The sequence below is a fragment of the Prevotella sp. TF12-30 genome (assembly GCF_003436715.1).
Lineage (GTDB): Bacteria > Bacteroidota > Bacteroidia > Bacteroidales > Bacteroidaceae > Prevotella > Prevotella copri_A.
The window spans coordinates 1-26,765 of record NZ_QSQJ01000008.1 but is presented as its reverse complement, the minus strand read 5'-3'; the positions used below and the strand labels follow the sequence as shown (position 1 = coordinate 26,765).

The window sequence follows — 26,765 nt, the reverse complement described above, 5'->3', positions numbered from 1 at the left end:
AAAGTTTTTTACTATCTTTGTGCCCAAAATAAGCAAATAAATAGAAATTTTAAGAATTCGAAAACATGATTAGGAAAACAATATCCTGTATGGCTATCGCCGTAGCAGCCATACTGACAAGCGTTTACACCCTTACGGGATGCCAATCTCATCAGGGTGACGAAAATCAGCTGGAGAATGACATCGATTCATTCGCCACCTACTACTTCAACTGGCAGTTCCCCAAGACTCTGAAGTACTGCACCCAGAGTTCGGAATCCTGGCTACGCTATGCTGCCAGCAACGTGCATCAGGCGGATGTGGACCTGCTGCGTACCAAGGCTGAGGATGCCACGGTAGAAATCAACGACATCGACTTCAGCGACGACGGAGCGAACGCCACCGTCAGCATCACCGTATATAATTTTCTGCAGATGGACACCATCGGGCAGGAAGCCCACCTCGTAGAAGAGGCCGACTTCCACCTGCCGATGCGTATCGAGAACGGGGTATGGAAGATTAGAATGGTAAACCTACCGCGAAGTGAAAGGCGAAATCACGACTGAGCTTTGGGTGAATAATCGCCCAATGCTCATCCCCACTCTCGTAGGCAGGATTGATAGCCTTCATACCCATATCGAATCGGAGGATGAAATAATCGAAGTTCAACCTCAGACCCATACCATACGCCGCAGCAATCTGCTTGTAGAACTTATCTAACTTAAACTGTCCGTTGGGCTGCTCATCATATTTTCTGAGCGTCCAGATATTACCTGCATCCACAAACAGGGCACCTTCGAATTTCCAGAACAAAGGAGTGCGGTACTCGGCATTCAGGTCGAGCTTCATATCACCCGTCTGGTTGATGAAGTCGATGCGCCCGTCATTGCCCTTGTATCCGCCAGGTCCCAGCTCTCTTACGCCCCAGCCTCTCACCGAGTTGGCACCACCCGAGAAATACCGTTTCTCGAAAGGCAGCACCTTGCTGTTGCCGTAAGGATACGCCACGCCGATGCCTGCATGCAGCGCCAGCACATTGCGGTCGTCGAAGCGCACCAGATGGGTGTAGTCGAAATCAGCCTTGGCATACTGGGCATAGGCGATATTGATGAAGGTACGCTGTCCCTGAGAATTTATCTTGAAATTCAGCGCCTTGGAGAAAGCGCTGAGCAGATTGCCCGAAGACTCCACATTCAGTCGGAAGGCATCTATCCCATCGCTATAGGTCAATCCGAATCCCATCTTCATGATGAAGATATCCTCGTAATTATAGCGCAGGATGGCATTTCTGTTATCTACGTCATCCAGATAGTCGCGCTTGAAAGTCTCTGAAATCCAAGGCATATACACATAGTTGAGGTCGAGCAGGTCGAATCGCCAGTTGAGATGATGGCGGGGTTCAGCCCAGCGGTAGCGCCATGCCATGGAGAAGACGCGACGATGGAACTCCGGACGGTTCTGGAGGTCCCAGGCCACCGAATACTCCGTATTGGCAGTCTGCCTTCTTCTGAAATTCCTAGACAGCAGCGGTGCTACGAAGCGTGGGAACACCAGCTTGCTCTCTATCGAATACTCCTGATAGTTCTGGTCCTGATAGCCCTCCAGTCCGGTGATAGCCTCGTAGGCACCACGCAGCTCGATACTCAACTGTTCGCTACCCCGGAAGAGGTTTCTGTTGGTATAGGTGAGCGAAGCCGCAGCACCCAGATCGCCAGCCGTATTGGTTCCTTCCGGCTGGAAGGAGATGGTAGAAGGCTTGTTGGTGCTAATCTGGATATTGCAATCGAGCATTCCGCTATCGGGAGCTTCCACAAATCGGATATTGGTATATTTCACCGCCTGCAGGCGTGCGAAATTATTATACGTACGTTGCAGGGCAGAGGCGCTGTAGGGACTTCCCTCCTTCAGGGCAGTGGCATTCAGGAGCACCTGATGGCGCAGGTGGATGCGGTCGCTGTCGTTGCTAAGATAGTTGATCTTCCTGATAACATATCGAGAGTGCGGGGTTTCCGGCGCATTACTGTTAGCCTTGTAGTTCATCAGATGCAGGGTAACGCCGATGTCTTTGCTGCCCGTGATGGTATCTGCAGAAAAGTGGATGAAATCCTTGTTGAAGCGGAAGTATCCATCATCAATGAGGAGATTGGAAATACGCTTGCGCTCATTATCCAGCGCCTCTACCGTGAAACGCATTCCCGGTTTCAGCATCTGGTTATCAGGATTATCCAGCTGCAATCTATCCTGTATGTTCTTATCCTCAATGTCATACTCCACCTTGCCAATGAGGAACGGCTCACCGGGATGCAACAGATAAGTGGCATCCAGCTTCGGGGCTTTCTTCCGCTTCCTGCCCTTCGCATTCCCGTTCTCGCCATCCGCATTCTCATTCTTGCCATCCATCTCATTCTTGTTACCACCCTTCGCCCAATCCTCTCCGTGAACGGTAGTATAGAGGGATACGCCAGCGTGCAGGAATCCCTGGTTCTGCATCGCCGTGAGCAGGTCCTGGCAAGTGAGTCGTGCCTGGATGGAATCATAGATGACGGGCTTCTTGCTGAACGGATTTTTAAAGAGTGCAAAGAGCTTTGGCTTCTCTTTCTGTCGCACATACTGCTTGAGCGCCCCTGCATCATATTCTGCAGAGTCGCTCTTCACTTCCACCTTATTTAATATATACTCCCCCTCCTGCACATACTTGCTGGCAGAACATCCAGCCAGAACCAGTGGCAGGGCGAGAACTGAAATCTTCTGTATTTTCACGAATCTAATCCTTTTAGATTGCAAAGATAGTGTAAAACGAAGAAAATACAAAATATTTAGCACTTTTTATTTTGTATTGTCTGCTTTTTATGCTACCTTTGCATCCATTAAAGATTAGAAACAACAACAAATGATTAGCAAGAATAAGATAAAATACATTCGTTCGCTCGAACTGAAGAAGAACCGCAACAAGGAAGGAAAGTTCGTGGCGGAAGGTTTCAAGGTAGTAGATGACCTGCTCGCCCTGCAACCTGCCGACCTCATTGTGGCCACCCAGGAGTGGCTCCACGGCAAGCACCTTGCGGCGCAGATAGAAGTGATAGAGGTGACCGAAGAGGAGCTGAAGAAGGTGAGCTTCCTGCAGCATCCGCAGCAGGTGCTGGCTGTTTTCAGACAGGATACCGGCTGCAATAAGCAGGATTCCAACAGCTCTCAGGAAGAGGCGGAGGAGAAGAACTTCGGCTTTTCTAAAATCAACACCCAGGAACTGAGCCTCGCCCTGGATGGCGTGCAAGACCCGGGCAACCTGGGCACCATCATCCGCATTGCCGACTGGTTTGGCATCACCCACATCTACTGCAGTCAGGATACTGCCGACGTGTATAACCCGAAGGTGGTACAGGCCACGATGGGCAGCATAGCGAGAGTGAAGGTGGAATATGGCAACCTGCTGGCTCTGGTAGAGTCATTGCCTGCAGATGTACCCGTATATGGCACCCTGCTCGATGGCGACAACATCTATCAGCAGCAGCTGGAAAACCGGGGACTCATCGTGATGGGAAACGAAGGAAAAGGCATTTCGCCTGCCCTTGCCAAGAAGGTGAACCGAAGACTGCTCATCCCGAACTTCCCGGAAGGAAGAGCCACAGCCGACAGCCTGAACGTAGCGATCGCTACAGCCATCACCTGCTCGGAATTCAGAAGAAACTTTTAAGACCAAAAAGGTCAAAAGGTCAAAAGGTCAAAAGTGATTTTTCGGAATAGTTAAACAGCATCAAATCATATAACTATGGAAGTAAATGAATTATTTAAGCAACGCAGCATAACTGCCTGCATGAAAGCATCCTACAATACCGTAACGAGCGATATCCGTTCGCTTGTGAAGCAGACATGGGTTACCCACGTGCCTTTCGCAGTATTGCTGGCAATCGTACTTTACTTTCTCCTCCCCAACAAGTCGCTTCACGATTGGGGAGAAGCGAATCCGATGGCTTCATTCATCCTGCAAACCATCATCTACGCAGCCACCCTTGTGATGGCGGCAGTATCATTCTGGCATCTCCTGCCCCACAAGCAGCTCTGCCCTCAGGGCGAAAAGCGCAAGCCGGGCAGATCACTGGTCCGCATCCTCCGCCACTTCGGAGGCTTCCTCATGACCTGCTTCCTGGGCATGATGATAGTAGGCATCGCCACCTTTATCGCAGCCGTGCCTACCATCATCCTCATCATCGCCCAGCTCTACTCACAGTTGGGTGCACTCCAGGGCGATCCGCTCGGCGTACCGAGCTATTTCACCCCACTCCTCTTCCTCGTCTTCACCCTCACCAGCCTGCTCATCATCTATGCCCTCACCTGGCTCGGCATCGCACTGGCTTACCAGTATGCATCCTACAAGGTGCAGGATGAGGAAAAGAAAAAACTGAAGGAGAGTCAGCAGCAGATGGCCGTAGCCGGCATAGAGCAGATGGCTGCAGAAATGGCTGCAGAAGAAGAGGAAAACAAGAAGTATTAATCATATTAACATATTAACATAAAAGAGATAGAAAGAGACATGAAACAGACAAGATTACTCTTCATCGACCGCGACGGAACCCTGATTCAGGAACCTGCGGACGAACAGATTGACAGCTTCGAGAAGCTGGTATTCACCAAGGGCGTATTCCGCAACCTCGCCTTCATTGCCCAGCACACCGACTACGAGCTGGTGATGGTGAGCAACCAGGACGGACTGGGCACCGACTCCTTCCCGGAGGATACCTTCTGGCCAGTACACAACTTCATCATCCAGACCCTGGAGAGCGAGGGCATCCACTTCGCCAAGCAGCACATCGACCGCCACTTCCCGGAGGATAACTCGCCAATGAGAAAGCCAGGCACGGGCATGCTGACCGAATACATCGACAATCCAGCCTACGATATGGCAAACAGTTATGTAATCGGCGACCGTGAAACCGATGCCCAGCTTGCAGAAAATCTGGGTTGCAAGAGTCTGATTCTCGGAAAAGACGGCATGGACTGGGATAAGATTGCTGAGATTCTCTTTGCCGGCGACCGCATTGCCGAGGTGAAGCGCACCACCAAGGAGACGGATATCTACATCAAGGTAAATCTCGATGGCAGCGGCAAATGCGACATTTCTACCGGTCTTGGTTTCTTCGACCACATGCTGGAACAGATAGGCAAGCACGGCATGATGGACCTCACCATCCACACCAAGGGCGACCTCTATGTGGATGAGCATCACACCATTGAAGATACGGGTATTGCTCTGGGCGAATGCCTGCTGCAGGCTTTAGGTGATAAGCGCGGAATAGAAAGATACGGCTATAGTCTGCCGATGGACGACTGTCTCTGTCAGGTAGCATTGGATTTCGGTGGTCGTCCATGGTTGATCTGGGATGCCGAGTTCAACAGAGAGAAGGTGGGCGAAATGCCAACCGAGATGTTCAAGCATTTCTTCAAGAGTCTGAGTGATGCGGCAAAGATGAACCTCAACATCAAGGCTGAGGGTGAGAACGAGCACCACAAGATAGAAGGCATCTTCAAGGCGCTTGCTCGCTCGCTGAAAATGGCGGTGAAGAGAGACATCTACCACTTCGAGCTTCCTAGCTCAAAGGGAATGCTATAACTTTTAGGCACGGATTACACGGATTACACGGAGGCTGGCGCTATGAGTTTTTTAAGTTGCGCAAGTCAAAAAAATCCGTGTAATCCGTGCCTAAAAAATTAAAACTTTGTCATGAACTCCACAACAATCTTATCCTTTTCTGAAGTCTTGGCAATGCCACCCTTGCGATAGAAATACTTCTCGTAGTTGATACGAATATCTGAGATGAATGGCTTGGCAAGGCTCAAGGTTACACCGCCAGTAACACGATGGCGCTTGTAATCATTGATCTTCAAGGCACCGAGCTCGGTATCAGAAGCACCATATCGGGTACCATCACTGTGGTCGCTCATGAAATCATATCTTGCCAATGGCGAAACCTTCCGGATGATGCTCTTCTGATTGCGAACCGGAATATCATAGCATACGAATCCATCGAAAGCATGCACATCGTGGAAGGCATCCTTGCTGTAATGCTTGTAAAGATACTCTGCCTCAGCTATGAAACCGCCCTTGTGGAAGGTGATACCGCCATCATACATCGTTACCGTAATATCAGATGGCTTGATCTTCTGGGTACTCAACACCAGGTTCACATTCGGAAAGAGGAACTGAGCCTTGGCAGAATAGTTGACACCCTTGGTCCAGTAATCCTTCTGGTTGGTCAAGCCAGAACCGTTGAAGATACCGGCATTCACCACGATAGGGAAACCTACATTCCAGGTGTATCCGATTTCAGCACCCACGTCGCGCACGTTACCCACCTGCTTGGCGATGAACGAACGGTTGGCAAAGTACTGCTGATGAGGAGAACGGTGAGCATCGATGGTGAATGGCACACGCTCCTGACCGATGGTGAACTGCAGGGTTTTCCAAGGAGTGATGCGAGTATAAGCATCCAGCATCTTGATTTTGCCCTCATCGCAAAGGTCAATCTCTGCCTTATAGCTCACCTGAGGTGTTACGTTGCCAGCCACGTTGATGCGGGCAGTACGCACCTCGAATCGTCCCTCCCCCTCTTCGGTCTGGTACTCATACTTTGAGCGGATGGTTCCACCAATGGTCATCGACTTGGTGAATTCCTCAATGCCCTTCTCAACAGAGCTTTTTCCTGAATTCTGGGCATTCATTCCCATCGACACCATCGTGAGTGCCATCAACAAATACGTTTTCTTCTTCATTTCTTACCTTATTATATATACACGTAAATCTGATTTTGTTTATTCCGAATGAAATCTTTTCCTACTGATGCAAAAAGACATCTTCTTCATTTCGACTGCAAAGGTAAGGAGAAGATATTTCTACCGTAAAACATAAGTATTACAAAGCTGTTACATCACTGATTTTCTGCACCTGTAATATCATTGTAATGATGGCAAAAACAGAGGAATAAACCACTTCATCCACAAATAAAATAAAAGATATGTCTATATCTCAAGTTTTTATGCTATCTTTGCACAGAAATGTGCGAAGGTAGCATTTTTTTTGTTTACCTTTCGCCTCTTCTTGCGTCATACACATAAAAAGGAACAAATGGAAGAAACAGAATTTGAACATATCGCCCAGGAAATGCGCCCCAGGTTGACGGCACATTGTCAACGCTATCTCTCGGCAGGAACCCTTGCCGAAGAAGCCGATGACATCGTGCAGGAAACCCTGGTGAAGCTCTGGAAGATGCGCGAAAGGCTCTCTGAATACCAGAGCATCGAGGCTTTAGGTATGACGATAGCCAGGAATCTCTGCATCGACCATCTGAGACGCAACAAAGCCCAGACGGCATCGCTGGAACAGATGAAGCATCCTGCAGAAATCTGTACGGCAACCGAGCGTACCGACCAGACCATCATCGGCGAAGATACGCAAAGGCGACTCAACAAAGCGATGGACAGGCTTCCGGATACGCAGAGAAGAATGCTGCTATTGAGAAGCGAGGGAAAGAGCCTTGATGAGATTGCCGAAATCTGTGGAGCCAACAAGACGAGCACCAAGACGATGATTTCTGCAGCAAGAAGATCATTGCTGAAAATGATGAAATCATAAAAGGCTGGTGCTCAAATTGAGCTCTTTCAAATTGAATTCTAAAAAAGGAACTCTAAAAATGAAAGAAATGAAGAAACTAGAAGATATAACCTATCGCCACGAGCTGATAGAACGCTACCTCGATGCTGATACCAGTGTGGAGGAAGAACAGGCATTGGCTGATTTCTATCGCCATTGCAAGGATAAGGATTTAACGGATGAGGATCTCGACATCAGAAACCTGATGCTGGGAATGGAGAACTATACTCCGAATTTCCATCAAACAGAAATGGAAATGATGGAAGAATTGGACGGAAAAGAAGAGATGAAAGAACTGGACAGAAAAGAAGGAGCTGATGGACAGCTGCAAATGAAAGAGATGTCCCTTGCAGCTTCTAAGAAGCACGAAACAAGATGGGTACGCCTCTCAGCCATTCTTCTCGCTACAGCGATGCTGGCAGGTCTCATCTTCCTGCTCTTCCCTATCAAGGATTATTTCTCATCCTCTTCTGAACAACAACCAGGCTTCGCCAACCTGGTTCCTGCAGAGCAGGTGGTTCGCTCGCAGCCATCTTCTGAAGATGGAAACGAGCATCTGAATGCGTACGAAAAGATGGAACGTGCCGACTCCCTCTTCCTGGCTGCAACCCAGGATATCGTGACTCCACAGGAAATGAAGACAAGCAAGATATCCCTTGCCAAAAGAAAGAATATCGCAGGAAGAAGCGAGAAACATGCAGGGAAGACTGCAGAAAATACAGAAGAGACCTCTTTTGGCAATACGGAGAAGACTTCAGAAAATACGGGGAAGACTTCAAGAAAAAATGAAAAGACTTCCGGCAATGCCGGGAAGACTTCATCTGAAGCAGAAAGAAGCATTCATGAAGATTTCAATCAGATTTATGAAGTAGCCTCTGCCGCCCTGCCTTCTGCCGAGCAGCTGACCATCAACCGTCAAGGCAATAACATCGTTATCTCAACCCTGGACAACGAAGGCAACATGCAGCATTACACCATCAATATTACAGAAACGCAATATGGTAGTTATCAGCTACTTCCATTGGCACAGTTAAACGAATGATAAAACATTTCACGCTGAATTACAAAACATTTCACGCTTATGAAAAAGTATATTTTCACCATTGCATTTGCCCTGCTGGGCATAACCAGCAGTATGGCATCCAAGGCAGATACCCTGCGTATCTACAGCATCGACGGCGAGCGCATTCCAAACTTCACCGGCAAGGAACTCATCGGTAAAACCATCAAGAATTACCAGGTAAACACCAACGTCCTGCCGGCACCCAAAAGAGATGTGATAGAGATTCATATCATCACCACTACCACACCTCCTGCCCCCAAGCCAGACCCTCACTATCTGATCAAGGGCAGAGAGCAGGAGCTGACTAAAGAGGAATTCAACAAGATTTCTCCCAGCAAGATCAGAGCCATCGAGATCTTGAAAGAGGGCACCAAAGCCATTCAGGAAAGAGGTCTGAAGGAGGATGGCAGAAGCTACATCATCGTTACTCTGGAGAAATAACAGATAAGACGTATCCCTTTTTCTTCAGCGACTCAATCTTAACGGTCACATCATGCTGAAGAGCATGGCGGAGATACGTCATCTGCACATTCACAGCCAGGGAGTTGGCATAGCTTACGGTACCCCACACCGCCTCCTGTATCATCTCCTTGCTTACTACATTGCCGATATTCTTCGCCAGCAGACGGAGGATGTCGGCTTGTCGGCTGGTAATGAGCACACGAGAGGAACGGGTACGAAGCTCATTGTTGTTATAGCAGAAGGTGGTTTCTCCGAAATGATACACCTCCTCTTCTATCGTCTCACTCTCATTCATGGAGAACCGCTCCTCTATTCTTGCCAGCAACTCTTCCGGATAGAAGGGCTTGGCAAGATAATCGTTTGCCTTCAGGGAGAAACCTTTCAGTCGATCGTTCTTCTCCGTACGGTCGGTGAGGAAGAAGATAAGCACCTTCGGGTCGATGGCTCTGATGCGCTCAGCCACCTCATAGCCATCCATCTCCGGCATATTGATGTCGAGCAATACTAGGTCGGGCTTCACCTCCGGGAACTGCTCCCATGCCTTCATGCCATTTCCGGCATAAGTCACATCGTAGCCATGCTGCTGCAGGAAACTCTTCAGCAACATAGAATACTTCAAGTCATCGTCTGCAAATAATATCTTGATCATTTTTTCTGTTGTTTATAGCGTTAAACCGGATGCATCAGGAGTGCTGCGGGATGACGATCGAAATCCTGGTTCCCTTGCCCACTTCGCTCAGCATCATTTTTCTGCCCCCATGGGCCTTCAGAATCATATCCACAAAACTCAAGCCCAAGCCGATGCCCGGCTGCATCATATCCGGGTAAGCATTGCTGCGATAGAACTTCGTCCAGACTCTCTGCTGCTCGTCGGGCGAAATTCCGATACCATTATCTGATACAGAAATCATGACTTCCTCCTTCTCGGTATCTCGGCAGGCAACATGGATATTGACAATGTCGCCGGAATACTTCACCGAGTTCTCCATCAGATTGCTGACCACATTCAGAAGCTGGTCTCTATCTCCCATCATCCTATCGGAAGTGCGCTGGTAATCGAGCGAAACATTCACCTCCTTCTGCCTGTTCTTTCGATACACAGCCACCAGATTCAGCAAAGCGGCATGGATATCGAAAGAAGTTATCTGGAGTGGGATATGTTCCTCTGCCCTGATTACTTCACGGAGTTTGGCGAGATAGGCAGTCAGGTTATCGCTCTCCTCTCTTACGGTCTCCATAATGAGAGCATTCTCATCCTTCTCATCTGTCTTTTGAGCAGAGAATACGGATACACACATCTTCAGCGTCTGCACGGGGCGCTTCAGCTCGTGAATCATCGTATGCACGAAGTCGCTTCGCATCTTATCCACCTTCTTCTGCAGGAGCATCACCTTGATGAGATAAGCTATGCTCAGGAGAAGCATGATGGTAACCAGCAGACTTCCTATCATCTGCCACATCATTCCCTTCAGGATGGGCAGCATCGGCACCTGCATCCTCATTTGCATCGACTGATACTGGATAGGATTGAAAGGCACTTCCACCAGCATTTCGTGATGAAACAAGGTAGGAGGTTCCACGATTCTTGTCTGCCACAGACGATGCTTGCCCGTCTTCATCTCAGCCCCGATGAAATCATTGCCCAGTTTCCTACTGATGAAACGGTCAAAATGCGCCTTGTCAAAGCGGGTAAGCTGGTAAGTGATGAAAGTATTCAGACAATCAAAAGAATTGTTGGAATCCGTCTCACGCAAATCGAAAGTATCTCTCTTCTCCATCACGTTGCCGAATCCCGGCTTGCTATACACCACTCCACCAATGATTGTATCCGTATCCAGCGGAGAGCAAATCGTAGTACAGGGAAGCTTGCTGTCTGAAAAATATGCCGTAACGACATAACCGATATGTGATTTTTCTTTTACCGTTGCTCCGATATTTGTCTGATAAGCAATAATCGCCAGTTCCGCCTTTTCGGCGTTTTTCTTCCCCATCTCTCCCATCGAATAGGTTACGCTATTGTATAGCCAATAGGTCTGCAAGCCTATCAGCAGGAAAGAGGAAAGGATGGCGAGCAGCCAGACTTGTTTGATTCTTCTATTCATATCATTTTTTTTTTCGATGCAAAGGTACAAAGATTTCATTATATATAATAAGGTGAAGCAAGATTATTTTGCCAGCGTAATGTTTCAGTAATGATTATTTGCGATTTTGAGCCCGAAAAGCTGTTCCTTTGCAGACGAAAACAAAAAACAAGGAAGAAAATGAAGAAAGAAACAGTTTTATGCGCGATGCTAGCCATCGCCACCTGTGTAACAGCACAAAACGGGAAATTCCCGACATCCGGAGTTTCCGCAGACTCAATACAGACGGAAAAAGATTCGATCAAAGCTGATAAGGAGACTGAGATCTATGCTGATAAGGAGGCTGAGACAAAAGCTGATAAGGAAGCCGAGATTCAAGCCGTAACCGTAACAGGTCATCGCCCGATGTACAAGATGAGAAACGATGCCCTGGTTACCCGTATCCGCAACACTCCCTTGGCAAAGGAGCCAACGCTGGAAGATGTATTGAAGCACATCCCCGGCATGAAACAAACCGCCGATGGAACTCTGGAAGTAAACGGACTGGGAGCACCCATCATCTATCTCAACGACAAGAAGGCAACTTCTGCCGAACTCTCTCATCTCGATGTGAAGCTGATAGATGAAATAGAACTCATTACCACTCCTGGTGCAAAATATGATGCAACGACGGGAGCCGTACTGAGAATCCTGACGAGAAGAACAGACGAGGGTATATTCGGCAAGATGCAGGTGTATGATGAATTGAGCGAGGTGAACACCAACCACGAGGAATTGACCCTGGGTTGGGTAACGAAGAAGATTTCGCTCACAGGATTTTACGGCTACACAGACAACCGATACAATGTGCATCAGCCACAGGAAGCGCTCGTAAGAGCCAAAGATGGCGAATATCTCTTCGGAACCGACCGCCATGGCAAGAACAAGGCAAATTATAACGCTACAGAACTCAACTTCGACTGGTTGCTCAGCAAGCAACACGAAGTGGGAATACAATGGGAAGGGCTTTGGCTGAATGGCGGCAGAAGCGAGAAACAGCAGCAGTACTATCGCTATCCTAACCCAGCAGGAGAAGATACAAATAGAGAGATGAAGCTTTCTGATGCGGATGGCGAGATGAAGTATTTTGATGCGGAGAGCCAGCAATGGGGACACCAGCGCAGTCACCACTTCAACCTCTTCCATCTGGCTAAATGGTCGAAGCATTTCTCATCACAGATTTATCTGGACTATGCAAGGAACAAGAATTCTGACAGCCAGCCTATCACGGAGAAAGTAGGTAGCGAGATGCAGGAAACCCTCAACCGCTCTAATTCCAACTACGATATCTATAGTGGAAGAATCGAAGTCAAGCAACTCATCTCTGATAAACATTCCATCAACTATGGTGGCGAATGGAGCCTGATGGAAGGCAAGGGTAGAACCGAAAGTTCTGCCGATATGCTTGGAACTACGGAATACAAAAACCACGATACCAAGACGGCTGCTTACCTGCAATATCAGGGTGAAGCTGGCAGATGGAGCTGGTGGGCAGGCATCCGATACGAGCATCTCACCTCCCGATACACCAATCTGTCGGAGGAATCTCCCGACAATATGGAGCGCCATTACGACCAGTGGTTTCCATCGTTCGGTATCACTCTCAAAGAACCGTCGTGGCATCACTCGCTCAGCTTCCGCACTACCACCGCCCGACCTTCTTTCAGTCAGCTCAGTGGGAACATCTACTATACCTCGCGCTTTCAGTATCAGATCAGCAATCCGAAGCTGCAGCCTGTCAACACCTATCGTCTGACCTACTCCGTGCAGTGGAAAGATTTCATGGGAATGTTGAGATACACCCGTATCGACCACTCCATCATGTACGTGCATGAAGTGCCGGAAGACAAGCCCGTAAGATACGTGAGTACATTCATGAACTTCAACAAGATGCAGAAATACATGGCCTATCTCAACTGGAGTCACGTCTTCGGCTGCTGGCGTCCGAATGCCCATGCAAGCATCACTTACCAGCGCTTCTCCGTAAATGATCATGGAGAGCTAATCAGTTACAACGGAGCAACTTGGAATGCATCGTTTGATAATTACTTCACGCTACCAAACGACTATCAGCTGTCGCTCTCCTACAGTTTTGACAACGGAGGACAAGTGGGCAAAACGAAGTTCAGCCCCACTCAGAACTGGAGTCTTGGTGCCAACAAATCGTGGATGGACGGCAGATTACAGGTTGCCTTCAGTGCCAACGACCTCTTCCATCAGCAGCTCTTCAAGGAGCGAATCCACGAGCATGCCGTTGACTTCTCCCAGACTGAGGATTACAAGCTATGGAGCTACAAGTTGACCGTAACCTGGAAATTCAACAAGCGCAAGGGAAGATACAACGGCATGAACAGTGCGGAAGATGAATTGAACCGACTATAGCCGGACAAAACTCTCTTATCTTAATGATCTTTATAATTTCAAGTATCCGGGTTATCCCACTCCCAGCAGTTCTACTTCGAATATCAGGGTAGAACCGCCTGGGATGCCCGGCTGCGAGAACTTGCCGTAGCCCATCTCGGCTGGGATGTAAAGTTCCCACTGGTCGCCCACGTGCATCTGCTGCATGGCAACAATCCAGCCATCAATCAGGTCGCTCAATCGCATGGCGAAAGGCGTACCGCCACGGCTGGAATCAAACTTCTTGCCGTTGATGGTCCAACCGGTATAATGAGCCGTCACGATGCTTCGTCGGCTAGGCTGTGCTCCCTTCGGGTCGCCCTGCTTCAACACCTTATAATATATACCACGAGGCAGCGCCATAACGCCCTCCTCCTTTGCCTTTTCCTCCAGCCAACGCTTGTTGGCCTCAACATATTCTCTTTTTGCCATAAATCTATTTGGTTTCTTGATATACTATGATTTTTGCGCAAAGTTACAAAAATCTATCGTATCTGCAAAAGAAAAAGGAGAACTTTTCTTCTTTTATCAAAGAAAAGCAGTACCTTTGCACCCTAATCAACCAAAAATACGATATGCCACAATCACTACATATTGCAATTATTGGTGGGGGTGCCGCAGGATTCTTTGCGGCGATAGAGGCCAAGCGCAACTTCCCTCACGCCGACATCACGATTTTCGAGAAGAATTCGAAGGTTCTCGCCAAGGTGGAAATCACGGGAGGAGGAAGATGCAATCTTACCAATTCCTTTGAGGAGATTTCCGACCTGAAACAGGCGTACCCTCGCGGACATAAACTGATGAAGCGACTCTTCAAGAGATTCGACTACCAGCATGCCTTTGACTGGTTTGAGGAGAACGGCGTGCCACTGGTTACACAGGAAGACCAATGCGTGTTTCCGCAATCGCAGGATTCGCACAGCATCATCGACTGTCTGGTGAATACCGCCAAGCGACTGGGGGTGAAGATACAATGCAACCACCAGCTCACCGCCATCACCGAACTGGAGGATGAGCGCCTGCTCCTGGAATTCAAGGTTTCAAAAGGAAAGGGAAATCTATCGGGCGCATCTTCTGCCTCTCATCCCGTTTCCGAAATCAAGCAGATTGCCTTCCACCGGGTAGCCATCACCACGGGCGGTCATCCGAAGATGGAGAGCTTCAAGCATCTCTCAGACCTGGGACATGCGATAGAGCTGCCTATCCCATCGCTCTTCACCTTCAACATTGCCGACAAGGCTTTCAAGAACCTGATGGGCACGGTGGTAGAGCCTGTATATACCAGCATTCCAGGCACCAAACTGAAGGCAGAGGGTCCGCTCCTCATCACCCATTGGGGCATGAGCGGTCCTGCCGTGCTGAAGCTCTCATCCCATGCTGCCCGCTATCTGCACGAGAACAATTATCAGATTAAGATTTCCGTAAACTGGGTACACGAGAGCAACCGCTCACTGGTGGAAGAGAACATCCAGGGCATCATCATCGCCAACCCACAGAAGCAGCTGGCAAGCATCCGCCCCTACAATCTCCCATCCCGCCTCTGGCTCTTCCTGATTCAGAAGATGGGATGTGCACCCGAAAAGAAATGGAGCGAAATGGGAAAGAAGGGTTGCAACCTGCTGATAGAAACCCTCACCAACGACCTCTATCAGGTGAACGGCAAGGGAGCCTTCAAAGAAGAGTTTGTTACCTGCGGCGGCATCAGCCTCAACAACATCGACCTGCATACCCTGGAGAGCAAGGTGTGCCCTCACCTCTTCTTTGCCGGCGAGGTGCTCGACATCGATGCCATCACCGGCGGCTTCAATCTGCAGGCTGCCTGGACCACGGGATATGTGGTGGGACAACACATAGGAGAATAGCCTATTCTTCTTTAGAAACAAAATCTTTCACGATGCGGGTGTATTCCTCGTGATGGTCGCGATATGCCATGGCATGAACGGAGCCTTTAGCGATGAAGATGGCTTTTCTGCCCTTCGTCTTTGCCTCATAAAGCGGATGAAGCATGGCGTAGGGCACGAAGGCATCCTTATCGCCATGGATAAAGAGCATCGGTTTGGTGCTCTTGCGAACCTGCTCTATCTGCTGCGCCTCGTCAAACGACCAGCTGTAGCGATACTGGCAAAGAGCAGAAGTGGTATTCATCAGCGGGAAGGCAGGCAAGCCAAACTGGTCTTTGAGCTGAGCGGAAAACTCATCCCACACGCTGGTATAGCCGCAGTCCTCCACAAAGCACTTCACGTAATCGGGAGTCTTCTCTCCCGATACTGCCATCGTGGTTGCCGCACCCATCGAAATGCCGTGAATCACCTGACGGGTATTCTTCACTCTTTGTTCTTCACTCTTCACTTTAAAAATCTCATTGGCGATTTCCGACCATTTGATCACATCCCATCTATCCTTCCATCCCATCTGGATATGGTCGCCCTCACTCTCTCCATGTCCATACAGATCTGGCAGGAGCACATTATACCCCATATCGTGATTATAGAGATAGGCGATGTGCAGCATTCCCTCGGAGCGCACCTGATAGCCATGTACCACCACGGCAGTCTTTTCCGTAGTCTTCGGTGCATAGAGATAGATGGCATGGGCCTTGTAGCCCGATGGCATCGTGACAAAGGTATCCTTCACGCAATGGTGCTGATACACGGAATCCATCCAGCCAACCATCCAGGGGCACTCGTTCTTCATTCTGTTCTTCCAATGCTCAGCCGTCATTCTCTCCTCCTTCGGATAGTTGAGCGAATAATTGAGCATATAGTTGCTGGCGCCATACAGTCCCAGCACCACAAGCACCACCAAGCCCAAAGCCGAAGCGATGCCTATCTTTCTCATCCTTTTCTGTTTCATCTTCTTCTGTTTCATCTTCTTCATTCTTATTGCTATTACATATATCTATTATAGACTTTCCGCTGCAAAATTAAGGAAAAAGATGGAAATGGCAAAGAAACAGAGGGAAAAATCCTGTTAAATTGAAGCATAAAGCTGTATTTATAAGGGTATATGAACTACGACAAACAATCGATAAGCATATCCCAGAAAGGATAGAGTTTAAATAGTTACAATCTATCCATTTCCTTTTTCCCTGCCCCTTTACCTTTATATTTTGTTTTAACTGTATTAAACTTATATCTTACGATACATTCCACTGCCCTTACAGACGCAGCCTTTTCAATATAGACATCATTCATTCCGCTGAAAATGGTAAAAGTATTTTTGCGGGCGGTATTAAAGATGTCATTTGCAGACAACTTGACATTCCATTTTTTTGATAAGTCCTTAGCCAAAGAAAGATTTATCTGTCCAATACTCCCCATCTTAATATTCTCACTATTTCCCTCACTACGCCAACTGTAATTTACTGTCGCCATATAGTTGTTATGGAATTTGAAAATATTATTGAACTTAACTACAACCAAAGGATTGTCCACGTGCTTTATATTTCCTCTGTAATCAATCTTGTAAAATTGCGAGACAACACCACATGCCAATACGGGATAATAGCATTTCCAAAGGAATCCGGGCATAAAAGAAGCCATTATCTGTAAGTTAGACAGACTGTTTCTAGAATTTTCCTTTTTGAGCAAAGCAATAGTCTTCGAATCATCATAATATGTATATGATGTTATTATTTGGTTTTGCACCTTTTTATAATTAGCAGTTAATGCCAGCCAGCGATACCTCAAATTCAAAGTGATGTTGTCGCTATAGGATGGTTGCAAATACGGATTTCCACTTTGATAGAGATATTTGTTAACATAGTGAACCGTGTTGCTCAACTGAGAGTACAATGGACGATAGCATTGCTTAGAATAGCTCAGCTGCACCATAGTTTTTCCAATGGGCAGAGACAATGAAGCTGTCGGGAAAAACTTATCATAAACATGTGACTGTTCGTGATTTTTTCTGCCACCTATAAAATATTCGCTGTTCACATGCTCATACCTGCCACCGATACGGAATGTTACATTGCCTAGATGCTGCATAGTTTCAACGTAATATGCCATATTCAGCTCCTGTATTTTATTGTTCTCGCCTGCCATAATGCTATTTTCACTTTCTGTATTTTCCTCACGGCTACTATTGGTGAAATCTACTCCAAAGCTAAAATTACCTTTAAGAAATGGGTGTGACGCATATAATTCCGTTGCCATTAACCTAGCATGCCCAACATCTTTTATTCCGAAATCCTGATTGATGCCAGTTTGCTCTATAACATTTTGATTTTCACGTGTTTTTTTCCACATTAAATCAAAAGTCATTTCCAAATTCCATTTTCCCCAAACCCCATGGCAATATCCATCTAACAAATGTTCCAAATCTCTTAATTTGATATCCTTGTATGCAGAAGTCTCACTTTCAATTACATCATCAGAATATAATGATGACATAATGCTCGAATTGGTCTTTGTTGGAGCATAAGATACTTGGTAAAATGCGCCAAATGAGAGTTTTGGAGACGAGGAAAAATCAAATCCCCATTTACCATCAATCAACTTTGAGTGCTGTGTCGATTTCATAGTCGTATTCTGCTGATGATGTGACGAGAGCCATGAATTCTGAACATTTTTGCTAGAGTTCGTATTCTTGCCTTTCTCAAATCCCAACGTTCCAAAAACATCCAAATTGTCAATTCTATAGTTCAAGTCCAAATTGTCTTTGCCATACAGATAATTACGATAACCAATAGTAGCGATGTTATCAAAGGAGAAACCATCCCCAACCTTTTTAATGGTTGTTATCTTTATGATGGAACCTACGGTTGAAGCATAACGTGAACCTGGATTCGTTATAACTGTTATCTTATCTATTTGGTTAGCCTTCAATTGCTCAACTTCTATATTATTGCGGACAATATGTCCATTGATATAGAAGACTGGTTTTCCCTTGCCAAAAACTTCAATGGAACCATTATTATTCAGTACACCAGGCAACATACCCATAACATCTTTTGCAAAACCAAGTTTTTCCAAAACGGTACCTTTGACTTCTGTCACAAACCCTTCGCTGTTCAACTTTGCCAAAGGGCGGGTTGCTCTAACAACAACCTCCCTTAATTGCAGAGTATCCTTTCCAAAATTTTGGTTAGCGATACCAGTCTGAGCTAAACAGATTTGAGCTAAAATCAAATGAAATATAATACCAACAAATCTTTTTACCTTAAAATCTAACATTTTCATCCGTTCCTATATCTTTTGTTTTATAAAACTCTACTCCACTCTTAACAAAGAGCTGTTTATGTTCTTATTAACATCCTTCTCTACTTTTTGGGTCTTCCTGCCAAAGTCGAAGGAGTAAGCAACCTTGATGCTGGCATATTGCGAAGCCGTCTGGTCTTTGATGCTCTTACTGTAACTGTAGATAGGCAAATCCAACCAATACCGCTTCTCCTGCTTTTTGAAAGGCGATACTGCCTGAAGTTCTACATAGAGGTTGCCCCTGTTGTAAGAACACGACATTCCATAGTCGATAGGAGTCTTGCTTATCACCAAAGCAGCTTCATCTAAAGACTTCTTGCCAAAATGCAGGTAAGGCTTCAAGGCAAAATCACCCATGAACATATTCAACCCAAGATTACCCGTCAAATTGTTGTTATGCTTCGACCAGGTAGTCTTCACCTCCGCATGGCTATATCTGATATCTCCCGACAAATTGGCAAACTTACACAGTTTGTACTGCAAGGCGAGGATAGCAGAATAATACTGAGCATTTCCTCCGTTCGAGTAAGTCTTCACTATTTTCCCGTTTGCCTCATCCAGGTAATAATCATCAGTTACAGGATGATGATTGTAACGGAATTGTCCGATGGCAGAAACACTCAACCTGTTGAAACGCCCCATATAATACAAATAGGTGTTGATGTCATGCGATTTCTTCAGTTCAGGCATTCCCTTTTCCATCATGTGGGAATTGACCTGAATCATAGCCCGGTTGATGACATCCATACCATGATTGGAGTTCACAAAGTTGAATGACCACAAGAGCATTCCCTTATTCAGCTGGTATTGCACATTCGTATTGATGCGAGGAGACAGCTGGCTAAAACTGTTGTCTCCATGCAGATGATATTGAAGCCAATCCAATCCGATGCGGGTTTTCAGGCTCAAGCGCCTGCTAGCCTGGAAATTATAGGAGAAGAAAGCCAACGACTCCCCTTTCCACAGATGCTGCCAAAGTTCGCAATTGCCGGAATAATCGGCATTCCAGACATCGTGGTAATGAAACAGTTCCACGGATAAGGAATGCTTTTGAGAGAAATAATTATAGATGGCAGACAGCTGGAACGACAGCGCATTCTCATCTTCATCGGTCATTGTCTCGAAAGGCTGTTCCTGATAAAGACGATGATAGGAGTTGGCAGAATACTTGCCATGTACTCCCAAGGTAAGCGTCTGATTCTTGCTTAATGGCAAGTTGGCGTTCAGGTCAATCTTAGGAGACAGACTCTTCTTCCGGATATTTGAGAATACATCCGTCTCTGTGCTTTCCTTCGCAAAACCAGAAGATGCATTTCTTGGAGTAGAGAGGTTGACGAGCGTAAACTTGCCCACCCAATATCTCTTTCCCTTCTGGTTCTGATAGCGGAACTGCATATATTTCTGGTGGTTCCGGTAAGAATTCTTACTATAGCTCTCCCTATCAAATAGGGATTGTGGAAACTGATAGTTCTCATTGTTCCAGGTCTCAGTACCATCTACATGACTATAGTTTGCACCAGCAAACACAGTATAAGAATTGTTACCTTTTACATAATTGGTGGCAACGTTATAGTCGCCATGGTCATATCCTATCGTCTGCAGTCCGTCAGCCTGCACATATCCTCCATATCGGTATTGTTTGGTGATGAAGTTGACGACAAGCTTATCCTTGGCGTATTTTCCAGATGGAGCATCATGATATTCTATCTTCTCGATGTCACGAGGACGGAGCATCTGTATTTCCCTTATGTCGCATTCCTGCCCATTCAGATACAAGGTGGCTTGCAGTCCCATCACATCCACCTGATTCGATTTTGCATCGATGATGAGTCCTGGGATATTCAGGTTTTCCAACACCCCGAATCCATTAACCGCATATTTTCGTTGCTGGCTGTTGGGATAGATGACGAGATGATCACCCACACGACTGATATTAGAGGCTGATACCACCACATCATCCAAAGCTTTAGTAGAGACAATAGAGTCCTTCCCTGTGTTCTGAGCGAACACGGGCACAGCAGCCATCAGCAGTCCAAAAGAGCAAAAAACCGTCTTCATTCTTACAATATGTTTTTATTTCATCATTATCTAGTACAAAAGTACACATTATTATCCAAAGCCATTACATCTCTTCCGTTAAATTTGTATAACTGCATCAAATTACCAATTCCATCCAGTTCTTCATCCCTCCTAGCCTGAATGTATTCCCGCCGTTTTTTGTTATACATCATCTCTTAAAAAACCTAACTCGCTCAAAATTGGACTTTGATTGAAAATCAAGAAGTTGGGCGTTTGCCTATATTATATAGGTAACAATATGGAAACGAGCGGACTTCTGCTCGTTTCTGTATTTTGCAATATGCAAAGAACGCCTCAATTCGGGGACAAAGATACGACAATTTTCTAAATATCCCATAACTAGCAAGGAGAAATTTACGGAATTTAGAACTTTTTGAGTTAAATCTGATGCTTACCAACAATATGTATCCAAAAACAAACAGCAGTATTCGGATATAGCTTATCCGAATACCTGCTGCCATAACGTTTTGTTGCTGACGATGATTCTGACATCGGCTTTCATGTACTTTTGCAACACAGGGGACTTTTGTCCCTGTGTACTCACAGTGGCTATAGCCATAAAATAGTTACCATCTTCCCTATGTATGAGCCTGGCTTTATGGCTTGTGATGTCGCAGTTATAAGATGCATTATCGTTGCCCTCGAAAGATACATGAGCCGTCCTTGGCTCATCGAAAAGATACAAATACTTGTATGGCACAAACACTTGCACTGTTCTTTGATTGATGACCTCACCATTAGCCTCTATGGATATAGGATAAGGTATCTTGTAGAAAGCAACTGCGAGGGCGAGGACTATTATCGTAATGACAACCGTTCCCAAGCTGACGAGGCGAGGAGGAACTTTGCCTATCACGTTCCTCACCTTCTCGCTTCTCAACTCGATATTATCTGATTCTTTTTCATTCTGTTCCATATCAAAAGCATTTTAGTTTCCCAATTCCAACTGATTCTTCACAAGGTTATAATATGCCCCTCGCTTGGCGGTCAAAGACTCATGGTTGCCTATCTCAACCACCTTTCCATGGTCGATGACCACGATTTGGTCGGCATTCTTCACCGTGCTTAGGCGATGAGCCACAATCACAACGGTCTTGCCCTTATAGAACTTATCCAAGTTCTCCACGATGCTTCTCTCATTATTGGCATCGAGCGAGTTTGTAGCCTCGTCAAGGAATATATAGTCAGGATTCTTGTAAACCGCCCTTGCAATCAAGATACGCTGTTTCTGTCCTTGGCTTAGTCCCACGCCATCACGTCCAATCTTGGTATTGAACTTCAGAGGCAAAGCCATTACATACTCCTTGATACAAGCTATCTCGGCTGCTTTCAACAACCGTTCCTTGTCTATGTCGCCATCGTCAACGGCAATGTTTCGTGCTATACTCTCCGAGAAAATAACGCCATCCTGCATCACTACGCCACATTGTCTGCGCCACCATTTCTTGTTGAGCTTGTTAATGTTGGTATTGCCAATGTTGATTTGTCCCTCCAAGACAGGATAATAACCAAGCATCAAACGGATGAGGGTGGTCTTTCCACTGCCAGATGCGCCAACGATGGCAGTTACCTTACCTTGCGGAATGTGAATGCGCACATCATCTATGGTCTTGCGCAAAGCATGTGGGTCGTACTTGAATATGATGTTCTTGATGTCAATGCCCTCATTCTTATCTTCAATAGAAGTCAGCAAGCCTTCCTTTCCATTCTCATCATCCATCTGGTGAATCTCGTTGATACGTTCCAAGCTAATCTTCACATTTTGCAGGGAATAAAAGAAGTTCATCAATTGATCTACAGGTGTATTTAATTGACCAATAATATACTGTATGGCAAGCATCATGCCAAGGGTCATGTCTCCGTGAATTACCGCTGTTGCAGCTATAACTGTAATGATGGTATTTTTAGTTTCATTGATGAATATGCACCCTGCTTCTTGCATTTGTTGGAGTTTGAGCGATTTCATCTGTACTTCAAACAAATCAGCTTGTGTATCTTCCCATTCCCATCTTCTGCGTTGCTCACAATCCTGCAATTTGATTTCTTGCATAGAGGTGATAAACTCGTAAGTTTTGTTGTTGTTGATGGCTTGCTGTTCAAATAACTCATAATCTAGTACTTTCCTCCGTCTTAAGAATAAAGTCATCCATGCGCCATAGAGAATACTTCCAAGCAAGAAGATAGCAAACACAAATTTATCGTATAAGAACAGCACCACAGAAAACACAACAAAAGTGAATATCGCAAATGTTATGTTGAGTGTCTGCTGTGTGAGAAATTTATTCACACGACTATGGTCACTCATTCTTTGCATCAAGTCTCCCATAAGCTTTGTGTCAAAGAAAGACATTGGAAGCTTCAGTAATTTAATGAAGAAGTCACTCAATAGTGAAATGTTAATGCGCAAGGAGATATGAAGCAATAACCATCTACGGATAAAGTCAATAGCTGTTCGGCTAATTGTTAGCATAAGTTGTCCCAATAATATCAGCCAAACAAAACCAATGTCTTGGTTTTTGATGCCAACATCAACAATAGATTGGGTGAGAAATGGCAAGACTAACTGTAAAAGGCTTCCAACAACCAAACCTAGTACAATTTGCCCAAAATACTTACGATATTTCTTCACATACCCCAAGAGAAAACGAAAAGACCGCTTTTCTTTTTTGTTCTCTTCTTTCTGCATCTTGTAAGCAAAAAAGGCAGGTGTAGTTTCCAAGAACATAGCGATGCCCTTGTCTTCACCATTGGTATTTGTGCTTAGCCAATGTTTCTTGAATTCATCAAGAGTATAAGTTATCAAACCTTTTCCTGGGTCAGCAATATAGTATTTGTTGTTCTTTTTCTATATAAAACGACAAAATGATTTTGATTCCAATGCAAAATGCAAGGAAGAGGAACAATTTGTAACTTATTGATACTGGTTCTTGCAGCTATAGCATGAAAACCAAGAATCGTAGCAGACTCACTTAATCCCATTAAAGACACTCCCTCTTTATTAGCATGACATAAGTTTGCCATAGTTTCTGTGGAAATGCTACGACCGAAAAACTTACATATCATACACAAACAAGCAATGCCACATTGCATAGAATCATGTTGTATGAAAAGTTGAAATTTTTTCATCATTTTTATTTTACAATACCATCTGTGTTGTCCGAATTATTTAATCTTTTATTTCTTGCCTTATAAGATTTACCCCAATTTATGTCATAGGAAACACCTAGAGTTATCATATTAGCATTGTCCTTTATTCTAAAATACTCAGTTTTATATAAACCATTTCTAGCATACTCGAAACCAGAACTCTGAACATATTTTTTAAACGGATTCCATACTCCAAGTGAGAAAGTCATTCTTTTGTATTTATAAGAACAATCAACGCTGCCTGTGGATTCTCCATAAAAACTTTTCATTCCAAATAATTCCTTTGGATTATGATTGAAAGATATATTTGCAGAAAAGTTTTTCAGGTAGAACACTATCTTCCCACCATATGTATAGTCTGTTAAAGAGAAAGTTTCGTCTTCTATTTTAAATTTATAATAGTTGTATGAAATATAGCCATCAATGAACAACATGTCCTTTATGATGTCAAAGCTTGTGTAAAAATCTATTTTACGAACAGTTTTTGAATCAAAATTTATATGTTGATAACCTAATTTCCCATTTTGACAATAAATACCAGACGCAAAAAGATTTTTTGCACTTTCGATATTGTAGTTTAGTGAAATATACCATCTGTTAGGATTCCAAGATAAAGATAATTTATGTTTTATGTTGTCATAAGGACGCAAGGCAGAATTGCCTGTTTCGAATTCATATCTATTCAAATTTTTTGTAATTCCACTTAATGTTGACAAGCTTGGTATTGTTGGTTGCATTGAAAATTGATAAGACATACTAAAATTGTCTAAAGGCATATACTTAATTCTGCCTAAAGGACGATATAATACTTTGTTAAAAGAATTGCCACCTTCCTTGAAACTAACCCAATTTATACCTATTCCCCCCATGTAGTAGATATTTTTAACATTCCCAGAGAATTGGGTATAAGCGTATAAATTTTGGTCTTTTGAATCAAAATCATTTGTAATATCATAACTATATAAATTGTGAGTGTCAGAATATTTGTATCTTAAACCAGAATCCCATGAAAGATTTTTTAAAGAATAAGTATGCATGATTTCTGTTATAAGAGACTTACGCTTTCCTTCTACCCCATACTCAAAATGGGAATTATTTTCGTTTACATTTTCAGTATATGAATAATCATAGTTTGTCTGTAATATTTTTCCTACCATATTAAAGAGCAATGACTGTTTGGAGGAAATTTTATATTCAGAAAACAAGTCTATTGCAGGTGAATGACTTTTGTCTTTTGGTGACCTAAATGAATTTCCTATCAAACTTTTCTTATCAAATATCTCCTGTGAGCAATTTTGATTGGTGTTTCGGTTTGTACTATAGTTGAATTTTATATTAAATGTAAAGTTATTCTTATAATAATTATATGCAGCATCTATATTTTGAAGAAAGTATCCATATGGCGATTCGATGCCCTTTCTGGATATTTCAACATCTTCATTTTCTAGATACGTATCTGTGTATGAATTGGAATAATCTCGGTACTTGCTATTATAGCTTAGGCTAAACAAACTGTTTGCCTTGTTAAATTTGACATAAGCACTATTATATAGCGACATTGTTGTTAGAGCAGCATCTTCATAGAGTCCAAATTGTCCACCAGAAGTATGCCTTTTGGTTACAATGTTAATGATTGCACTAATGTTGCTGTCATTATATCGTGCTCCTAATTTATCAAAAAGCTCTATCTTTTTTACATCGCTTGGGATTATCGTCAAAAAATCTGCAATAGTGGCATCAATGTTGTTGATTTTAAAAAGTATATTACTTCCATCAATAGTTGTTGCATTCTTGTTCTGGCGGTCAACGATTACTCCTGGCAGTTTTATTTTGCTCAGCAAATCCCATGCAGATGATGATGCCTTCTGCATATTAGAAGTTGGAATTAATATTAAGCGGTCTGATTTTGTTATGATATTTGAACCTTTCACAACGACATCTGACAAGCTAAAGATTCTAGATGTATCAGACAAGCTCTTTGATATTGTATCGGTTACTATAAAATCAGAGTCTATTGTGAAAAGACATTTTTCCCCACTAAAAACATCCAAAGTAACCCAAAGAAGAAAAAATATACAAAAACTATTTCTCATTATTACTTTCTATTAAAAAGTTGTAAAAATCTTCTATAATATAATTCTCCTTACCATATTTCTTGTTAAGTATGCAAGGTAAATTCTCTCCCTTTTCAAATTGCTGATTCAGATTCTGATTTTTGTCATCATTACCACCTGTCACGACTACCAAACAATAGTCAGACAGGACATCTTCTCCCAATAAGGATACTAATGTAGAAAAATGTCTTTCTTCCATACTTGATGTTTTAGGATCCTACCCTGTTAAATTAATATTGAATTGTTCTTATTGCTATAAAGCTACAAAAATAATATTTTTATCAAAACGTTGCGCATCTTTTAACACAGTTTAATATAAAATGTTTGAAAATGCTAATTTTGGGTGGATTTTAGCTGTATTCTGTTGCATTGTATAGTGCTACTATTTGGTAACTATATTCCTGTATGCTTGTCATTCTGTACACTGTTTACAGTTGGTACACTCACTTTCTGCGACCGTCGGGAGCAAAATTCCTCCGCCCTCATGGTGGAGCGAGGCGTTTTGGGATTCCCAAAACATAACCTCGCTCCCTCTTAGAACACGTTAGTTGGAAC

General features: G+C 44.5%; 20 protein-coding genes and 1 pseudogene. 9 read left to right on the top strand and 12 right to left on the bottom strand.

The window, feature by feature from the left end:
- Positions 1-89 precede the first annotated feature (89 nt).
- Entirely contained in the window at positions 90-545 is a 456-nt protein-coding gene (locus DXD25_RS04870) for a hypothetical protein (RefSeq protein ID WP_117662033.1), read from the top strand.
- Here the strand turns inward: DXD25_RS04870 and DXD25_RS04865 are convergent.
- Positions 499-2,739, bottom strand: coding sequence for a BamA/TamA family outer membrane protein (locus DXD25_RS04865; protein WP_233522191.1), 2,241 nt, complete (start codon positions 2,737-2,739; stop codon positions 499-501). The genes DXD25_RS04870 and DXD25_RS04865 overlap by 47 nt on opposite strands.
- Positions 2,740-2,869: 130 nt before the next feature.
- Here DXD25_RS04865 and DXD25_RS04860 point away from each other — a divergent pair, with 130 nt between their 5' ends.
- From DXD25_RS04860 to hisB, 3 genes are all read left to right on the top strand, one after another.
- A complete protein-coding gene (locus DXD25_RS04860; RefSeq protein ID WP_117662032.1) occupies positions 2,870-3,673 on the top strand; it encodes an RNA methyltransferase in 804 nt (267 codons plus the stop codon).
- Between the two features lie 75 nt (positions 3,674-3,748).
- Positions 3,749-4,471: a hypothetical protein gene (locus tag DXD25_RS04855; RefSeq protein ID WP_147327852.1), complete on the top strand. Its 723-nt coding sequence runs from the start codon at positions 3,749-3,751 to the stop codon at positions 4,469-4,471.
- 39 nt (positions 4,472-4,510) lie between these two features.
- Entirely contained in the window at positions 4,511-5,587 is a 1,077-nt protein-coding gene (hisB, locus tag DXD25_RS04850; RefSeq protein ID WP_117662030.1) for a bifunctional histidinol-phosphatase/imidazoleglycerol-phosphate dehydratase HisB, read from the top strand.
- 98 nt (positions 5,588-5,685) lie between these two features.
- Here the strand turns inward: hisB and DXD25_RS04845 are convergent, their stop codons facing one another.
- Positions 5,686-6,747: a porin gene (locus DXD25_RS04845; protein ID WP_117662029.1), complete on the bottom strand. Its 1,062-nt coding sequence runs from the start codon at positions 6,745-6,747 to the stop codon at positions 5,686-5,688.
- Positions 6,748-7,099: 352 nt separating this feature from the next.
- Between DXD25_RS04845 and DXD25_RS04840 the strand changes: the two genes are divergently transcribed.
- The 3 genes from DXD25_RS04840 (at position 7,100) to DXD25_RS04830 (ending at position 9,128) form a co-directional block, all read left to right on the top strand.
- Complete coding sequence (locus DXD25_RS04840) at positions 7,100-7,606, top strand: RNA polymerase sigma factor (protein ID WP_117662028.1); 507 nt, start codon at positions 7,100-7,102, stop codon at positions 7,604-7,606.
- A 67-nt stretch (positions 7,607-7,673) separates the two neighbouring features.
- Positions 7,674-8,666 (top strand): hypothetical protein, encoded by a 993-nt coding sequence (locus DXD25_RS04835; RefSeq protein WP_147327851.1) that lies wholly within the window; start codon positions 7,674-7,676, stop codon positions 8,664-8,666.
- A gap of 39 nt (positions 8,667-8,705) precedes the next feature.
- Positions 8,706-9,128 (top strand): hypothetical protein, encoded by a 423-nt coding sequence (locus tag DXD25_RS04830; RefSeq protein ID WP_117662026.1) that lies wholly within the window; start codon positions 8,706-8,708, stop codon positions 9,126-9,128.
- On the opposite strand, the gene DXD25_RS04825 is transcribed toward DXD25_RS04830, so the two are convergent.
- Together DXD25_RS04825 and DXD25_RS04820 are read right to left on the bottom strand one after the other, a co-directional pair.
- Positions 9,112-9,798: a response regulator transcription factor gene (locus DXD25_RS04825; RefSeq protein WP_117662025.1), complete on the bottom strand. Its 687-nt coding sequence runs from the start codon at positions 9,796-9,798 to the stop codon at positions 9,112-9,114. The genes DXD25_RS04830 and DXD25_RS04825 overlap by 17 nt on opposite strands.
- Positions 9,799-9,832: 34 nt before the next feature.
- Positions 9,833-11,251, bottom strand: coding sequence for a sensor histidine kinase KdpD (locus DXD25_RS04820; RefSeq protein WP_158556293.1), 1,419 nt, complete (start codon positions 11,249-11,251; stop codon positions 9,833-9,835).
- Positions 11,252-11,410: 159 nt separating this feature from the next.
- On the opposite strand from DXD25_RS04820, the gene DXD25_RS04815 reads away from it, so the two are divergent.
- Positions 11,411-13,651, top strand: a complete 2,241-nt coding sequence (locus DXD25_RS04815; protein WP_158556292.1) for an outer membrane beta-barrel protein — start codon at positions 11,411-11,413, stop codon at positions 13,649-13,651.
- A 51-nt stretch (positions 13,652-13,702) separates the two neighbouring features.
- On the opposite strand, the gene DXD25_RS04810 is transcribed toward DXD25_RS04815, so the two are convergent.
- Positions 13,703-14,101, bottom strand: a complete 399-nt coding sequence (locus tag DXD25_RS04810; RefSeq protein ID WP_022121977.1) for an FKBP-type peptidyl-prolyl cis-trans isomerase — start codon at positions 14,099-14,101, stop codon at positions 13,703-13,705.
- Positions 14,102-14,244: 143 nt separating this feature from the next.
- Here DXD25_RS04810 and DXD25_RS04805 point away from each other — a divergent pair, with 143 nt between their 5' ends.
- Entirely contained in the window at positions 14,245-15,531 is a 1,287-nt protein-coding gene (locus DXD25_RS04805) for an NAD(P)/FAD-dependent oxidoreductase (RefSeq protein ID WP_117662022.1), read from the top strand.
- Position 15,532: 1 nt separating this feature from the next.
- On the opposite strand, the gene DXD25_RS04800 is transcribed toward DXD25_RS04805, so the two are convergent.
- The 7 genes and pseudogenes from DXD25_RS04800 to DXD25_RS04770 form a co-directional block, all read right to left on the bottom strand.
- Complete coding sequence (locus DXD25_RS04800; RefSeq protein ID WP_117662087.1) at positions 15,533-16,537, bottom strand: alpha/beta hydrolase; 1,005 nt, start codon at positions 16,535-16,537, stop codon at positions 15,533-15,535.
- Positions 16,538-16,731: 194 nt separating this feature from the next.
- Positions 16,732-18,846 (bottom strand): outer membrane beta-barrel family protein, encoded by a 2,115-nt coding sequence (locus tag DXD25_RS04795; protein ID WP_158556291.1) that lies wholly within the window; start codon positions 18,844-18,846, stop codon positions 16,732-16,734.
- A 36-nt stretch (positions 18,847-18,882) separates the two neighbouring features.
- Positions 18,883-20,928, bottom strand: a complete 2,046-nt coding sequence (locus DXD25_RS04790; protein ID WP_117662020.1) for a hypothetical protein — start codon at positions 20,926-20,928, stop codon at positions 18,883-18,885.
- 460 nt (positions 20,929-21,388) lie between these two features.
- Complete coding sequence (locus DXD25_RS17100; RefSeq protein ID WP_233522190.1) at positions 21,389-21,865, bottom strand: hypothetical protein; 477 nt, start codon at positions 21,863-21,865, stop codon at positions 21,389-21,391.
- Positions 21,866-21,877: 12 nt separating this feature from the next.
- Positions 21,878-24,075, bottom strand: a pseudogene (locus DXD25_RS04780) (peptidase domain-containing ABC transporter).
- A gap of 5 nt (positions 24,076-24,080) precedes the next feature.
- Positions 24,081-26,189: a hypothetical protein gene (locus DXD25_RS04775; RefSeq protein ID WP_117662019.1), complete on the bottom strand. Its 2,109-nt coding sequence runs from the start codon at positions 26,187-26,189 to the stop codon at positions 24,081-24,083.
- Positions 26,179-26,409, bottom strand: a complete 231-nt coding sequence (locus tag DXD25_RS04770; RefSeq protein ID WP_147327850.1) for a hypothetical protein — start codon at positions 26,407-26,409, stop codon at positions 26,179-26,181. The genes DXD25_RS04775 and DXD25_RS04770 overlap by 11 nt, the downstream gene beginning before the upstream one ends.
- Between the last annotated feature and the right edge of the window lie 356 nt (positions 26,410-26,765).